Raw genomic sequence first — 14,232 nt, 5'->3', positions numbered from 1 at the left:
GCGTTTTTGTGTAACGGACGGCCGCTTCCGCCGTCTAATAAATCGAAACGGCTGTTTTACATCATAGCTTGGGGAACTACCCCAAGCAGACGGAAAGGAGGGGTGCGCTTGCAGGACCTGGAAGAATTGTATCAGCTTTACAGCTCGGACATCTACCGCTATCTCTGCGGGCTCACCCATGACCCTGTCTGGGCGGAGGATCTGCTCAGTGAGACCTTTTTGAAGGCTGTGCGCGCCTTCGGCCGCTTCGAAAGCCGCAGCAGCGTGAAGACCTGGCTGTTCGCCATCGCCCGCAACGTGTGGGTGGATGCGCTGCGCCGCAAACGGCCCACGCTCTCCTACGACGATATGCTGGCCGGATATCTGGAGCAGGACATGCCGGACCCACGGGGTCTGGAGGAAGAATGCGACACCCGGGAGCTTGCCCGCCGTGCCCGACTGCTGCTGGAAGCCTGCAAGCCCAACGCCCGCACCGTTCTGCTGATGCGGGCTCAGGGCTACTCCTTCGCCGAGATTGCCCAGGCATGCGGCATCACCGAAAATTCCGCCCGCATGCTGAACTTCCGCACCCGCAACTGGCTGCGGGAACAACTGAAACGAGAGGAGGGATCGATGCCATGAATAAAGGCATCGTGTCAGACATTTCCTGTGATGTATGTCGGGACCTGATCCCGCTGGTGGCCGACGGCGTTGCCAGCGAGGACAGCGAAGCCCTGGTACACAGCCATGTGGCCCACTGCCCCGCCTGTCAGGCCTATCTGGATTCTGGCGGCATTCAACTGCCCCCGCCGGAGCCGGACGCCGCCCGGGTGCTGGGACGCATCCAGCGCAAACTGCTGATCCAAAGTGCTCTGATGGCGGTGGCAGGCTTTGCGGTCTGCCTGGCACTGGCCAACGGGCCATTCCTGGCCTGGGGCCTGCCCGCATTGGGAGCACTGGGTTATGTATTTCTGCGCCGCAGCGTCTGGTTTGCAGCCGTCATCAGCGCCATTCCCATGGCTTTGGTGCTGCTGGTCAGCACACCGAATCGTTACTCTTTGATGCAGGCCGGGCTGTATCTGGCAGCATTGCTGGTGGGTGCGCTCATCGCAAGACTGCTGCACTTCGCCTTCGGCGGGCTTCGCCGGGGCAAATCCGAGCCAAAGGAGGAATCTTTGGATGAATAAAATCAAATGGCCGGCCCTGCCCCAGATCCGGCGCACTCCCCTTACCCGGGTTATCGCCGCACTGGCTGCACTGGTACTCATCGCTGCACTGGTACTGGTGGTGGAGCGCCAGGTGGGCAATCCCTTCACCGCCCGGTGGACGGTACACGCCATCAACGACGCTCTTCAGGCAAAATACCCCCGCGAAGGCTATGTGGTGGGCAATGCCCGCTACACCTACGCGGATGGTAAGCGCCGCTATGTCTGCCCGGTGTACCAGACCGGCGAGGAGGATGTGGGCTTTTCCGCCTACCTGAGCGGCGGTCAGGTTTACACCAACCGGGCCCTGACAGTGGACAGCGGCCTGAACACCTCCAATCGGCTGCGCAATAAACTGGCCGGTCAGCTGGACACCAACCGCCTGTGCCGAGACCTGAAGGGCCGTTCCCCCTACGAGACCACCCTCACCTTCTATCCGGAAAACAACGACCAGGTGTTTGACCCGCAGAGCCCTCTGTTCCGGGTGGGGATGGAGTTCTCCGCCGATGATCTGCCCCTGCCCACTGTGCTGTATACGGGCTTCCACAGTGCGGACCGGGAGCCGCCCGAAGTCACACTGGAGGAAGCCGCTGCCTATCTGGTGGCGTTGAAACAGGCTGCCGCCAACCAGGGGCTTGCCTGCGACTACTACTCCGCCACCGTCTATGGCCGGAACACCACCTGGCTGCTGCTGGATGTGCCCGCCGATGCCATCCCCGACCAGCTGCCCGCAGCAGAAAGCAGCGATGAACTCACCGCAGCGGAAAGCACCGCCCCGGAACCGGGCAGCTTCGACGCACTGGTGGCCCTGTTGCAGGACCGCATCACGCAGAACAGGCAGACCTCGCCCACTGTGACGGATGCCTCCCCCGCAAACAGCGCCCGCAGCCTGAGCGATCAGCGGATTGCCCTGCTATACAGCGAGGACAGCTGTTTTCAGCCGCTGTAACCGCGCCGCGGATTCTCTTTGAAACACTCAATCGCCCTGTGTGCCGTTCTTTGGCGCACAGGGCTTTTCTGTTTCTCCGGCTTCTCTCACTTCTCAAGTTCCGCCGGTTCATGGTATAATAGAACCAATATTTGATAAAACCAATGGAGGGAGCTTACTTATGGCGATTCGAATTGGTATTTTTGGTTACGGCAATCTGGGCCGGGGCACCGAGTGTGCGGTGCGCCAGAACCCGGATCTGGAGCTGGCTGCGATCTTTACCCGACGCGACCCGGCCAGTATTTCTCCTCTGACCGAGGGTGTGCCGGTGGTGGCGGCAGGCGAGGCGGCCAACTGGGCCGGTAAGATCGACATAATGATCCTGTGCGGCGGCAGTGCCACCGACCTGCCGGTGCAGACCCCCGAGCTGGCCCGCTGGTTCAATCTGGTGGACAGCTTCGACACCCATGCGAAAATCCCGGAACACTTTGCTGCGGTGGACGCTGCCGCAGCCGCCGCGGGCACCACCGCCCTGATCAGCGGCGGCTGGGACCCGGGCTTGTTCTCGCTGAATCGGGTATATGCCGAGGCCATTCTGCCCCAGGGCGGCACCTACACCTTCTGGGGCAAGGGCGTAAGCCAGGGCCATTCCGACGCCATTCGCCGCATCGAGGGCGTGGCAGATGCCCGCCAGTACACCGTGCCGGTGCCCGAAGCGCTGGAGCAGGTGCGTGCCGGGCAGCGACCCACCCTGACCACCCGCCAGAAGCACACCCGGGAGTGCTTTGTGGCCGCAAAGCCGGGGGCGGATCTTGCCCGCATCGAGCAGGAGATCAAGACCATGCCCAACTATTTCGCGGATTACGACACCACCGTAACTTTCGTGAGTCTGGAGCAGCTGCACGCCGAGCACAGCGGCTTGCCCCACGGCGGCAGCGTGCTGCGCAGCGGTCTGACCGGCTGGAACGAGGAGCACACCGCCACCGTGGAATACAGCCTGAAGCTGGATTCCAACCCGGAATTTACCGCCAGTGTTCTGGCTGCCTGTGCCCGTGCGGTACACCGGATGCACGCCGCCGGGCAGACCGGCTGCAAGACCATTCTGGACGTTCCGCCCGCCCTGCTCAGCCCGCTGAGCGGCGAGGAGCTGCGCCGCCAGCTGCTGTAAACAGCAGCGCAACCTTCATTCTCAAGGAGTTTTTATGAAGATCACCCACATCTGCCACAGCTGCTTTCTGGTGGAACTGGACCACACCCTGCTGCTGTTTGACTACTTTCAGGGCGCTCTGCCCCCGATGGACCCGGAAAAGACGTTGTTTGTTTTTTCCTCCCACCGGCATCACGACCACTACTCCCCCGCAGTGTGGGAGCTGAGCGAGCACCATCCCAATGTGTTTTATGTGCTGGACGAAAACATTCCTGCCCGGCGCTCGGCCAATGTGCTGCCCGCCGCGCCCCGCAGCCGGTACGACTGGCAGGGTCTTTGCATCGAGACGCTGCGCTCCACCGACGAGGGGTGCGCCTTTCTGGTGCAGGCCGAGGGGCTTTGGTTCTACCATGCGGGCGATCTGAACTGGTGGCACTGGGAGGGTGAGCCGGACGAACAAAATGCCTGGCACGACAAGGCCTTCCACGAGGAGCTGGACCGTATCCGGGGCCGCTTTTTCGACGCAGCCTTTGTTCCGCTGGACCCCCGGCAGGAGGAAAACGCCTGGTGGGGCTTTGTGGACTTTCTGAAAGCCTGCCGCTGTGACAATGTGTTCCCCATGCACTGCTTCGAGGACCGGGCCGGAATGCTGGCTTACCTGAACCGGCCGGAGCTGGCGCCCTATCTTGCCCGCATTCACGCGGAAGAGGTCTGGCAGGGCTGAGGCCCCGTTTTTATCAATCCATTCCAGAAAGGAATTTTTGCAATGAAATTTAAAATGATCCACGAAAACTACAATGTCTTCGATCTGGACCGCTCCAAGGCCTTTTATGAGAAGGCTCTGGGTCTTACCGAGGTGCGGCGCATCACCGCGCCGGACGGCTCCTTCATCATTGTCTACCTGGCCAACGAGGAGAGCGACTTCCAGCTGGAGCTGACCTGGCTGCGGGATATGGACCGCCCCTACAACCTGGGTGACTGCGAGTTCCATCTGGCCTTCCAGGTGGAGGACTTCGACGCTGCCCACGCTCTGCACAAGGAGATGGGCTGTATCTGCTTTGAAAACGAAGCCATGGGCATCTACTTCATCCAGGACCCGGACGGCTACTGGCTGGAGATCGTCCCCGAAAAGAAATAACCCGGTATTTTTCACGCAAAAACGCCCGCGCAGGCTGCCAAATCGGCAGCCGCGCGGGCGTTTTTTTCATTTGCATTCCTTCATGGAACCATCAATGCGGCGCATCATACCTCGATAGAGCACCACCGCAACCAGCGCGGCCAGCGTCTCCGCCACCGGGAAGGAGACCCATACGCCATTCAACTCCCAGAAGCGGGAAAGCACCATTGCCAGCGGCGGGATGATCACCAGCTGCCGGATGAGCGACACCGCCAGCGACTGTATGCCCTTGCCCAGGGCCTCAAAGCAGCCGGCCAGTACCGTGCCGAAGGTGGAGACCACAAAGCCCAGGCTGGTGATGCGCAGCATGGGCACACCGATGGCCACCATGGCACTGTCCGCGTCGAAGAGGGCCATGATCTGCTCCGGCAGCACCCAGGCGATCAGGGTGCCCAGCGCCATGATGACAGCCGTGAGAGTCAGACTCCAGCGAATGGTGGAATGCATCCGCTGCTTCTGCCGCGCACCGTAGTTGTAGCTCACGATAGGACGCATGCCCTGAATCAGGCCGTTGGCGGGCATGTACACAAAGGTCTGCAGCTTGAAATACAAACCGAACACTGCCACCGCCAGCGCGTGCAGCTCCACCAGCAGGGCATTCAGCACACCCACCAGCAGGCTGGGCATGGCAGTCATCAGGCAGGAGGGCACGCCCACTCCGTAGATCTTGCCGGCAATGTTCCAGTCCGCCTTCATGTCCTTGCGGGTGATGTGCATGCCGGTTTTGGCCCGGAAGAAGTAAACCAGCGCCATGGTGCAGGCGGTCATCTGCCCGGCCACAGTGGCCACAGCAGCGCCCGCCACACCCATGCGGGGGGCGCCCAGCAGACCGAAAATCAGGATGGGGTCCAGCACGATATTCACGATGGCACCCACACCCTGCAGAATCATGGGCACGAACATGTTGCCCACCGACTGCAGCAGCTTTTCGATGTAGATGTGAAACAAACTTCCGAAAGCAAGGCAGATGACGATGCGGGTGTATACCAGGCTCATAGCCAGCACCTGCTCATCGGTGGTGAACAGGCGCAGAAACGGCTCGCTGCCGAACAGGCCGATCAACAGAAAGCCCAGCGCGTGAATGCCGGTGAACACCATGCCCATGGAGGCGGCTTTGTCCACGCTGCGCTGGTCGCCCTGGCCCAGGCTGCGGGCCACAAAGGCATTGGCACCCACGCCGAAGCCCACTGCCACCGCCAGCACCAGATTCTGCAGCGGATAGGCCAGCGAAACGGCGGTGAGCGCATCGCTGCTCAGACGGGCAACAAAGATGCTGTCCACCACGTTATACAGCGACTGGATCAGCATGGATAAGATGGGCGGCAGCGACATACTCACCAGCAGCGGCAGTACCGGCCGGCTGCCCATGGGGTTCTGGTTGATTCGTTCGGTCATTCCGGTTCCTCCTTGGCACAAAAAAAACAGGGCTACAATCCCCTGTTTGTGAATCAGAAACAGGAAAATTTATAGCCCTGCGGTTTTTCGCATATTTAATGGCCGGAATCAAGCTCCGGCATTTCGGCGGGTATTATAATATCACCCCGCCCGGCTGCTTGTCAAGTGGGAATTCCCGGGATTTTTTCACCTTGCTCAGTGCAGCAGCTGAATGTAGCCCAGCAGCGGAACCGGCTGTTCCTTATCCTGCACAGCATAAACCAGGCTCACGATCCAAAGAACAAAGCCCGCCAGGCTTACCAGATTCAGCGCCAGCATCACGAGCCAGCCCACCAGCGGAATCCAGCCCAGAAGCCAGCCTGCCACCGAGGAAGCCACCCGCAGCACCAGGAAAAACAGGTTCAGAACCAGCGCCTGGTTCAGATGAAACCGGGAATTGTACCGGTCACCCACAAAGTAGGCCAGGCACCAGCCCACCAGCGTGATATATGCCACAATGTTCGTTGCTTTTCGATCCATACATCTACCTCATTCCGCAAACCAGCCGTCTTCGGACCGGTTCGACAAATCATTTTTTCTGATTATACCAGTCAAAAAGACTCTTTGCAATGCCATCGGCCGCACACCCCTCCGGTGCTGCGCATAGGATGGGCCAAAAAGCGAGGTGTTGCAGGATGAAAACGAGTGTAAATTCCATGGCAAACAGCGTGGATTTCTTTATGGGTGCTCTGGGACCGAAGGGCTTTCAAGGCTACTTTGACTGGCTGGACACACAGGAGCAGGTTCCGCTGTATCTGATCAAGGCAGGCCCCGGCTGCGGCAAGAGCACCCTGATGACCCGTCTGGCTCAGGCAAGCCCCCTGCCGGTGGAGCGCATCCACTGCTCCTCCGACCCGGACAGTCTGGATGGCGTGATCTTCTCCCGGCCCCGGGCGGCCATCATCGATGCCACCGCGCCCCATGTGGTGGAGCCCACCTACCCCGGCGCGGTGCAGAAGGTGGTGGACCTGCACCATGTGCTGGACAACGATTATCTGACCGCTCACCGGGGCGAGATCGTGGCCCTGTTCCACCGGTGCAAGGCATTGCAGGACCAGGCGGGCCGGTCCATCCAGGCGGCAGCCGCCCTGTTGGAGGACAGCCGCCGTCTGACCGCGCCGCTGGTGAACCAGGAAAAGCTGTTGGGCTGGGCCAGGCGGCTGGGCGCCCGCAGGCTGCCCCACACCGGCCGACCCGGCAGCGAGCGCATCCGGCTTTTAAGCGCTGTGACGCCCAAGGGTCGGATGGTCTTTTTGAACACGGTGGAAACGCTGGCCAGCGAAGCCATCGTGCTGCACGACGAGCAGGGTGCGGCAGCTCCGCTGGCTCTGGCGCTTCTGCGGGAAATGGCACTGGAGCGGGGCTACGCAATCATCACCTGCCCCTGCCCGCTGCGGGAAGGTGTAATCGACCATCTGTTCATCCCGGAGCTGAAGTTTGCCTTTTTGACGGGCAGCTCCTGGCACCCCATGGCGCTGGAGGGCTGCCGGAACGTACACTGCACCCGCTTTCTGGAAAAGGGCGGGCTGCGCAGTCAGCGGGCGCGGCTGCGGTTTGACCGGCGGGCGGCGGCTGAGCTGCTGGAGCTGGCCAGCGCGGCCCAGCGGCAGGCCAAGGCCAGCCACGACGAGCTGGAGAGCTTCTACCGCACGGCGGCAGATTTCTCCCGGCTGGATGAAATTGCCGAACAGCTGACCAAAACCCTGTTTGCGTGACCGGGCGCCCCTTTTGTGATACAATGGATTCAATGTGTATCGCGAGAGGGGCATTTTTCATGGAACAAATCCATCTTTCGGTGCGGCAGCTGGTGGAGTTCCTGTTGCAGACCGGCAGCATCGACAGCCGGTTCACCGGCTTTGACCGGGCCAATGAGGGCGCGCGCATCCACCGGCGGCTGCAAAAGCAGGCCGGGCCCGGCTACGAGGCCGAGGTCTATCTGAATCAGGAATACACCGTAGATGAGGTGGACTATCTGGTGGATGGCCGGGCAGACGGCATCTTCACCGACGAGGACGGCCTGACTGTGGTGGATGAGATCAAGACTGTGACCACCCCCACCGACCAGATCCACGAGGACATGAACCCGGTGCACTGGGCCCAGGGGCAGGTATACGCGGCCATCTACGCCCGGCAGCACGGGCTGGACAACATCGCAGTGCGGCTGACCTATTTTCAGGTGGACGACGAGGTGGTGGTAAATTTCCGCCGGGAATTCACCGCCCGTCAACTGGAGGACTTTGTGCTGGATCTGCTGGCCCGGTATGCCCCCTGGGCCAAGCGAGCCGCCGCTTGGCAGGTGAACCGGGGCGAAGCGCTGCGTGGACTGCGGTTTCCCTTTGAGGAATACCGGGCGGGCCAATATGCTCTGGCGGGGGCGGTATTTCGGACCCTGCGGGACAAGGGTCGACTGCTCTGCCAGGCCCCCACAGGCATCGGCAAAACCATGAGCACCCTGTTCCCCGCGCTCAAGGCCATGGGCGAGGGCTGCGGCGAGCGGGTGTTTTATCTCACTGCCCGCACCACCACCCGGCAGGCAGCGGAGGATGCGCTGGCCCTGCTGCGCAAAAGCCAGCCCGACCTTGCGCTGAAAAGCATTACCCTCACCGCCAAGGACACCATCTGCCTGCTGGAGCAGCGGGAATGCACCCCGGAGGCCTGCCCCTACGCCAACGGCTACTACGACCGCATCCGGGATGCTCTGTGGCAGGCGCTGGACGAAAATGAGTTCACCCGCACTGCGCTGGAGGACCTGGCCCGGCGGTTCACCGTCTGCCCCTTCGAGCTGGGGCTGGACCTGTCTCTCTGGTGCGATGTGATCGTGGGGGATTACAACTATCTGTTCGACCCGGTGGTCAGCCTGAAACGCTTTTTTGAGAGCGGCGGCGACTACCTGTTCCTGGTGGACGAGGCCCACAATCTGCCGGACCGGGCCCGGGAGATGCACTCGGCCAGCCTTTTGAAAAGCCAGGTACTGGAGGCCCGCAAGGCCCTGGGCAAGGGTAAAAGCAAGCTGAAAACTGCTCTGGGCAAGCTGAACGACGAGTTCGTGGAACTGCGCCGCCAGTGCGACGAGGGGGAAAACCGCACCTTCTTTGAAAAGGAGGCCCATACCGGCCTGAACCGGGTGATCAGTCGGGTCACTGGCCCCATGGAGGAATGGCTCACCGAGCACCGGGAGGGTACCGCCCACGATCTGATCCTGGCTCTTTACTTTGAGCTGCGGGGTTACCTGCGGGTGGCCGAGCGGTACGATGACCACTATGTGACCCAGGCGGCAGCCTTTGGCACCGATGTGCGCATCAGCCAGCTTTGCCTGGACCCCAGCGCCTTTCTGGACCAGAGCTTTTCCAGCGGGCGGGGCGCGGTGCTGTTCAGCGCCACCCTGTCCCCCATGGATTATTACCGGGACATTCTGGGCTGCGCCGAGGCCCGCTGCGCCGCGCTGCCCAGTCCCTTCCCCGCCAAAAATCTGGGCCTGTTCTGCGCGGCGGACGTGAGCACCCGTTATAAGGACCGGCAGCAGAGCATCGAGCCGGTGGCCCGCTATCTTTATGAAATGTGCCGGGGACGCACCGGCAATTATATGGCCTTTTTCCCCAGCTACAGCTATCTGACCCAGGTGCTGGAACGCTTCGAGGAGCTGTTCCCCGAGATTCGCACCCTGGTGCAGCAGCCGGGCATGGACGAGCAGGCCCGCAAGGATTTTCTGGATGCCTTTCAGCCGGACGCCGCCGAGACCCTTCTGGGCTTCAGCGTGATGGGCGGTGTGTTCGGCGAAGGTGTGGACCTGGCGGGCGAGCGGTTGATCGGCACCGCCATCGTGGGGGTGGGCTTGCCCCAGGTGAACCCCCGGCAGGAGATTCTGCGGGATTATTTTGAAGAGAGCCGGGGCAGCGGCTTTGCCTATGCCTACCAGTACCCGGGCTTCAATAAGGTGCTGCAGGCGGCAGGACGGGTCATCCGCACCCCGAAAGATAAAGGCGTGGTGCTGCTCATCGACAGCCGCTTTTCCCGGGCGGAATATCGTCATCTCTTCCCCAGCCACTGGGCTCACTGCCGCTGGCTCTACGGTCCTGAGCAGCTGGCAGACCAGTTGGACAGCTTCTGGGGTTCGGTCTGACCAAAACACTTTTCCCCTTTTTCGGCTGTTCGGCACAGGCCCTGCCCGAACAGCACGAAAGGTGGGCTTTTCTTTTTCCTACCTATATAGTATAATTAAGTCATTCATCCCGGCATCGCGGCCGGTGTATCCCGCTCCCGGCCGAACCGGAAGGAAAGGAGACCCCGCCATGCACCGAACAATATTGGCAAGCCTGCTTGCGGCGGCAATGCTGCTGAGCGGCTGCGGCCGCCCAAAGGACGCTGCCGTGCAGCCCGCAGGCAGTGAGAATGGTTCGCCTCAAAGCGAACCGGAACAGGAGGTTATGAAGATGGAATCCACCGAAAATGTGATTTATCTGGCCGGAGGCTGCTTCTGGGGCATTGAACAGCTGATGCAGTCCATCCCCGGCGTGATCGATGCCAAAAGCGGCTACGCCAACGGTTCCGGCGAGGCCGATGCCAACTACCCCACCGTATGTACCGGGAAAACCGGCTTCCGGGAAACGGTGCGGGTGGAATACGACCCGGAGCAGGTAAGCCTGGACGCACTGCTGCTGGCGTACTTCTATGTGATCGACCCCACCGTGGAAAACCGGCAGGGCAACGATGTGGGCACCCAGTACCAGACCGGCGTTTACTACACAAACGACACGGCGAAGGAGACGGTGGAGCGCATCGCGGAGATCGAGCGCAGCCGCAGCCGTCTGTTCAAGGTGGAGATCGGCCCGCTGGTGAACTTCTACCCCGCCGAGGAATATCATCAGGATTATCTGGAAAAGAACCCCGACGGCTACTGCCACATCCCCCTTGCGGAAATGAAGCTGTTTTCCAGCCTGCGCATCGATCCGGGCGATTACCAGAAGCCCGCGGCGGAAGCCATTCGGGACAAGCTGACCAGTGAGCAGTACCGGGTCACCCAGCAAAACGGCACCGAGCGTCCCTTTGCCAACGAATTTTGGAACCAGTTTGAAAAAGGCATTTATGTGGATGTGGTCACCGGTGAGCCGCTGTTCTCCTCCACCGATAAATTCGAGAGCGGCTGCGGCTGGCCCGCTTTTTCCAAGCCCATTGAAGAGCCCGCTGTGGTGGAACTGCCGGACGACAGCCACGGCATGCACCGCACCGAGGTGCGCAGCCGCTCCGGCGATTCCCACCTGGGCCACGTGTTCACCGGGGACCCCGAGTCTCCCAACGGGGTGCGGTACTGCATCAACAGCGCATCCCTGCGCTTTGTCCCCTACGCAAAGATGGAAGCGGAAGGCTACGGCTATCTGCTGGACCTGTTTGAGGAATAAGCCGCGTTTTTCGCAAAAATGCCCCGGCTCTTCGCAAAGAGCCGGGGCATTGCTTTTGAAACCGCTTCGTTTATCCCTTGGGCTTGCGGGCCAGCGAGGCCGCCATGCGCCGGTAGGTGTGACGGATGCCGCGAATGGCTACACTGTAGGCCATGATATTTTCCGGCAGGGCCATGCCCACATAGCCGGAATCACCGATGTGGTGGATGTCGGTGCCGGTCATCTTGCACTCCAGAGCGATCTGACGGATGGTGGCGGTGTCCGCTCCCTCCTGCGAGGTACCGATGGCTGTGATGGTCAGGCGGCCAAGGCTGTGGGCATAGCTGACCAGACCACGCACATACTCGGTGGTGATGCCGGGCACAGTGCCGGGCGCGGGCAGCAGGATGATGTCCGCCCCAGCCTTGCTGAAGGCATCCACATCCGCTTTGGTGATGATGTTCTCACCACCCTCGCCCACAACGCCGGAAGCGTGCATCTTGCCCGCCGCCAGCACGATGCCGTCACCCACCTGGGCGCGGATGCTTTCCAGCGAATGCACGATGGCCTCGTTGCTCACGCCGTTGCCCGGGTTGCCGGTGAGCACGATCAGGTCCACGCCCATCTCCATGGCCCGCTGGGCGTTTTCCGCCGTGGCGTAACGGCCCCGGCTCATGGCCCAGATGGTCTCCTCATTCTGGGCGCACACGGCCGGGTCCACCGGCTCCAGATTGATGCCGATCATCCGGCCGGTGAGTTCCTTCACCCGGCGCACCACGTCCTCGGGCCGGGTCTCGGGCAGGCCCACGATGCGGGGCTCCCACACATCGAACATATTCAAAAGCAGCAGGTCCGCACCCATGGAAGCGGCGAACTCCGCATTGGTCACATCGCTGAGCAGCGGCGGGGTGATGCCGATGGTCTCGGCTGCAAGCACCCGGCCCTCGCTGCCTGCCACTGCCTGCAGCAGCTCCTTTGCGTTCAGGGAGGCGAGCTCCGCCGGAAGCAGGTCCAACACACGTTTTGTCATAATGATACGCTCCATTCCGCCGCCTGTCTTAGCCGGGGCGGCTGATGATTCGCCGGGAAATACTTCCGGCTGTTTGCTTTAAGTATGCCCCATGGGCCTGCGGCTGTCAACCTTGCTCCCTCTCCGCTTCAAAACCGTCGGACCCTTTTGACTTTTAGCTTACCTTTTCCTTACAGACTTGCCTCTTTTTTAAGTCTTCGCCGCAAAATTTCCATTTTTCTCCAACGCTTTAACAAGATAAACAACTTTTCAACACTTGACGTAACAGTTGTTACGTTATAGAATAGACAGGCAGGGCAAACCGTGGGGTTCGCCCGAAGCTTTCTATGCTTATGGAGGCCCGTTATGCCCAACGCCCGCAACAGTGAAATCTGCCAGCAGACCAAGGATTCCATCGCCAATGCTGCGGTAGACCTTCTGCTGCTGGATGCCGATCTTTCGGTGAGTCTTTTGTGCCGCCAGGCCGGAGTTTCCCGGAATGCCTTTTACCGGAATTTCGATTCCATCGAAGAGGTGGTCGGATACTATCTGCGCTCCCGCTGGATTCGCTATGCATCCTCTTTGCCGGACCGGCGGGACCTGCTGGACTCCCCCGGCCGATATCTGATCATCTACATCTACGGCCAACGGCCCCTGCTGCGCAGCCTTCGGCAAAAGCAGATGCTGGGTGTGCTTGAGGAGATGTTCCTGGAGGTACTGGGCCCGGACGTGGGCACTCCCCCCAGCCTACGCTATCACCGCAACGGTATGGCTTTTCTGATCTACGGTCTGGTGCGCACTATGATCGAAAACGACTTCACCGAAACACCGGAAGAGGTGTTCCAGCTGATGGACTCGGTTTCCGGCAAATGATTGCTTTTCAAAACGTGCTGCTTTTCACACAAAGCGTCACGTTTTCTTTTTTCTCTGTTGTTTCCACAACCGTCTTTCGGCTCCAAACGCTGTATGATGAGAGTAACCTCCAAGAGCAAGATCGCCCCGGGGGATTCTTCCGCATATACTAGGAATACCGGCGCTGCATTTTGCCCGGACATCCTCCACTGAAAGGCGGTATCGTTATGAAACAGCGGCTTTCCCGCGCCCTCCCCTTTGCACTCTTCCCGGCCATTGCCCTTGGCACCGGCTGGCTTTCCAGCACACTCACCCGGTATGGGCTGGAAAATGTCTATCCCACTTTGCTTAAATCCCCTCTCACTCCTCCCGGCTACGTGTTCCCCATCGCCTGGACCATCCTGTACATCCTGATGGGCATCGGCATGGCGCTGGTCTGGAACAAAAGCACTCAGGACCGGGTGCCCACGCTTCGGCTTTGGGGCTTCCAGCTGATCCTGAACTTCTTCTGGAGCATCCTGTTCTTTGGCTGGAATAATCCGCTGGGGGCGCTGATCTGCCTGGTTGCCCTCTTCCTGGCAGTGCTTCTCATGGCGCTGCGGTTCTACTCCGTAAGCCCCGCAGCCTCCTGGCTGCAGGTTCCCTATCTGCTGTGGCTGCTCTTCGCTGGCTACCTGAACGGCGCGGTATGGATTTTGAACCGCTGAACAATCATTCTGAACAGACAAACGCCGAAGGCCCCGGGTTCCAACTGGAACCACGGGGCCTTCGGCTTCTATTACAATGGCTGTTTTGGGAATATCTTACTTGTTCTTGCTCTTGATGTACTCGTCAATGGCCTTGGCGGCATGCTTAGCGGAGGGATCAGCGTTTTTGCGCAGGCAAAAACGCCCCGGAGCGGGCCTCGCTTTGCCAAAAGCAAAGCGAAGAAAAAAGACTCACGGTTTTCATGCAGCCGCCGCTCTTACTTGTTTTTAATGTATTCGTCAATGGCTTTTGCCGCATGTTTACCAGCGCCCATGGCCAGGATAACAGTAGCAGCGCCGGTTACGGCGTCACCGCCGGCGTACACGCCCTCGCGGCTGGTCAGACCGTCGTCGCCGTTGGTCACGATGCAGCCGTGGCG

Annotated in this window: 14 protein-coding genes and 1 pseudogene; 11 read left to right on the top strand and 4 right to left on the bottom strand. The window is 60.6% G+C overall.

Annotated elements, in window-relative coordinates:
• The first annotated feature begins 108 nt into the window (after window positions 1–108).
• The 6 genes from B5F28_RS11665 to B5F28_RS11640 all read left to right on the top strand — a co-directional run bounded on the left by B5F28_RS11665 (window position 109) and on the right by B5F28_RS11640 (window position 4,397).
• Window positions 109–621, top strand: coding sequence for an RNA polymerase sigma factor (locus tag B5F28_RS11665; RefSeq protein WP_158097593.1), 513 nt, complete (start codon window positions 109–111; stop codon window positions 619–621).
• Window positions 618–1,166 carry a zf-HC2 domain-containing protein gene (locus B5F28_RS11660; protein WP_247643477.1) on the top strand — a complete coding sequence of 183 codons (549 nt, stop codon included), beginning with the start codon at window positions 618–620 and terminating at the stop codon, window positions 1,164–1,166. Before B5F28_RS11665 ends, B5F28_RS11660 begins: the two co-directional genes overlap by 4 nt.
• Window positions 1,159–2,133, top strand: coding sequence for a YfjL-like protein (locus B5F28_RS11655; protein ID WP_087296062.1), 975 nt, complete (start codon window positions 1,159–1,161; stop codon window positions 2,131–2,133). Before B5F28_RS11660 ends, B5F28_RS11655 begins: the two co-directional genes overlap by 8 nt.
• 160 nt (window positions 2,134–2,293) lie before the next feature.
• A complete protein-coding gene (locus B5F28_RS11650; protein WP_087296061.1) occupies window positions 2,294–3,280 on the top strand; it encodes a diaminopimelate dehydrogenase in 987 nt (328 codons plus the stop codon).
• Between the two features lie 34 nt (window positions 3,281–3,314).
• Window positions 3,315–3,983 (top strand): MBL fold metallo-hydrolase, encoded by a 669-nt coding sequence (locus tag B5F28_RS11645; RefSeq protein ID WP_087296060.1) that lies wholly within the window; start codon window positions 3,315–3,317, stop codon window positions 3,981–3,983.
• A 42-nt stretch (window positions 3,984–4,025) separates the two neighbouring features.
• Window positions 4,026–4,397 (top strand): VOC family protein, encoded by a 372-nt coding sequence (locus B5F28_RS11640; protein ID WP_087296059.1) that lies wholly within the window; start codon window positions 4,026–4,028, stop codon window positions 4,395–4,397.
• 66 nt (window positions 4,398–4,463) lie between these two features.
• On the opposite strand, the gene B5F28_RS11635 is transcribed toward B5F28_RS11640, so the two are convergent.
• Window positions 4,464–5,831 (bottom strand): MATE family efflux transporter, encoded by a 1,368-nt coding sequence (locus tag B5F28_RS11635; protein WP_087296058.1) that lies wholly within the window; start codon window positions 5,829–5,831, stop codon window positions 4,464–4,466.
• A 195-nt stretch (window positions 5,832–6,026) separates the two neighbouring features.
• Window positions 6,027–6,350 (bottom strand): hypothetical protein, encoded by a 324-nt coding sequence (locus B5F28_RS11630; RefSeq protein ID WP_087296057.1) that lies wholly within the window; start codon window positions 6,348–6,350, stop codon window positions 6,027–6,029.
• Window positions 6,351–6,505: 155 nt separating this feature from the next.
• Here B5F28_RS11630 and B5F28_RS11625 point away from each other — a divergent pair, with 155 nt between their 5' ends.
• The 3 genes from B5F28_RS11625 (at window position 6,506) to msrB (ending at window position 11,266) form a co-directional block, all read left to right on the top strand.
• The gene (locus B5F28_RS11625; RefSeq protein ID WP_087296056.1) at window positions 6,506–7,585 is read left to right on the top strand and encodes a hypothetical protein; all 1,080 of its coding nucleotides are present in this window, start codon (window positions 6,506–6,508) and stop codon (window positions 7,583–7,585) included.
• A gap of 59 nt (window positions 7,586–7,644) precedes the next feature.
• A complete protein-coding gene (locus tag B5F28_RS11620; RefSeq protein WP_087296055.1) occupies window positions 7,645–9,990 on the top strand; it encodes an ATP-dependent DNA helicase in 2,346 nt (781 codons plus the stop codon).
• A gap of 304 nt (window positions 9,991–10,294) precedes the next feature.
• Window positions 10,295–11,266 carry a peptide-methionine (R)-S-oxide reductase MsrB gene (gene msrB, locus B5F28_RS11615; RefSeq protein ID WP_481808397.1) on the top strand — a complete coding sequence of 324 codons (972 nt, stop codon included), beginning with the start codon at window positions 10,295–10,297 and terminating at the stop codon, window positions 11,264–11,266.
• A 70-nt stretch (window positions 11,267–11,336) separates the two neighbouring features.
• On the opposite strand, the gene B5F28_RS11610 is transcribed toward msrB, so the two are convergent.
• Window positions 11,337–12,275, bottom strand: coding sequence for a DUF7916 family protein (locus tag B5F28_RS11610; protein WP_087296053.1), 939 nt, complete (start codon window positions 12,273–12,275; stop codon window positions 11,337–11,339).
• Between the two features lie 345 nt (window positions 12,276–12,620).
• On the opposite strand from B5F28_RS11610, the gene B5F28_RS11605 reads away from it, so the two are divergent.
• On the top strand, window positions 12,621–13,127 hold the full coding sequence (locus B5F28_RS11605) for a TetR family transcriptional regulator (protein ID WP_087296052.1): 507 nt from the start codon (window positions 12,621–12,623) through the stop codon (window positions 13,125–13,127).
• 206 nt (window positions 13,128–13,333) lie between these two features.
• Window positions 13,334–13,813 carry a TspO/MBR family protein gene (locus tag B5F28_RS11600; RefSeq protein WP_087296051.1) on the top strand — a complete coding sequence of 160 codons (480 nt, stop codon included), beginning with the start codon at window positions 13,334–13,336 and terminating at the stop codon, window positions 13,811–13,813.
• Window positions 13,814–14,070: 257 nt separating this feature from the next.
• Here the strand turns inward: B5F28_RS11600 and B5F28_RS15170 are convergent.
• A pseudogene (locus B5F28_RS15170) lies at window positions 14,071–14,232 on the bottom strand (dihydropyrimidine dehydrogenase); the annotation flags it as partial.

The organism is Gemmiger sp. An194, from assembly GCF_002160145.1.
Classification (GTDB): domain Bacteria; phylum Bacillota; class Clostridia; order Oscillospirales; family Ruminococcaceae; genus Allofournierella.
Note: the sequence above shows the minus strand (reverse complement) of the source record. Positions and strands in the feature narration are given on the sequence as shown.

Coding starts and splice junctions, on each gene's coding strand:
- B5F28_RS11660 (WP_247643477.1), top strand. CDS start 618: ATGAATAAAGGCATCGTGTCAGACATTTCCTGTGATGTATGTCGGGAC.
- B5F28_RS11655 (WP_087296062.1), top strand. CDS start 1,159: ATGAATAAAATCAAATGGCCGGCCCTGCCCCAGATCCGGCGCACTCCC.
- B5F28_RS11650 (WP_087296061.1), top strand. CDS start 2,294: ATGGCGATTCGAATTGGTATTTTTGGTTACGGCAATCTGGGCCGGGGC.
- B5F28_RS11645 (WP_087296060.1), top strand. CDS start 3,315: ATGAAGATCACCCACATCTGCCACAGCTGCTTTCTGGTGGAACTGGAC.
- B5F28_RS11640 (WP_087296059.1), top strand. CDS start 4,026: ATGAAATTTAAAATGATCCACGAAAACTACAATGTCTTCGATCTGGAC.
- B5F28_RS11635 (WP_087296058.1), bottom strand. CDS start 5,831: ATGACCGAACGAATCAACCAGAACCCCATGGGCAGCCGGCCGGTACTG.
- B5F28_RS11630 (WP_087296057.1), bottom strand. CDS start 6,350: ATGGATCGAAAAGCAACGAACATTGTGGCATATATCACGCTGGTGGGC.
- B5F28_RS11625 (WP_087296056.1), top strand. CDS start 6,506: ATGAAAACGAGTGTAAATTCCATGGCAAACAGCGTGGATTTCTTTATG.
- B5F28_RS11620 (WP_087296055.1), top strand. CDS start 7,645: ATGGAACAAATCCATCTTTCGGTGCGGCAGCTGGTGGAGTTCCTGTTG.
- msrB (WP_481808397.1), top strand. CDS start 10,295: ATGAAGATGGAATCCACCGAAAATGTGATTTATCTGGCCGGAGGCTGC.
- B5F28_RS11610 (WP_087296053.1), bottom strand. CDS start 12,275: ATGACAAAACGTGTGTTGGACCTGCTTCCGGCGGAGCTCGCCTCCCTG.
- B5F28_RS11605 (WP_087296052.1), top strand. CDS start 12,621: ATGCCCAACGCCCGCAACAGTGAAATCTGCCAGCAGACCAAGGATTCC.
- B5F28_RS11600 (WP_087296051.1), top strand. CDS start 13,334: ATGAAACAGCGGCTTTCCCGCGCCCTCCCCTTTGCACTCTTCCCGGCC.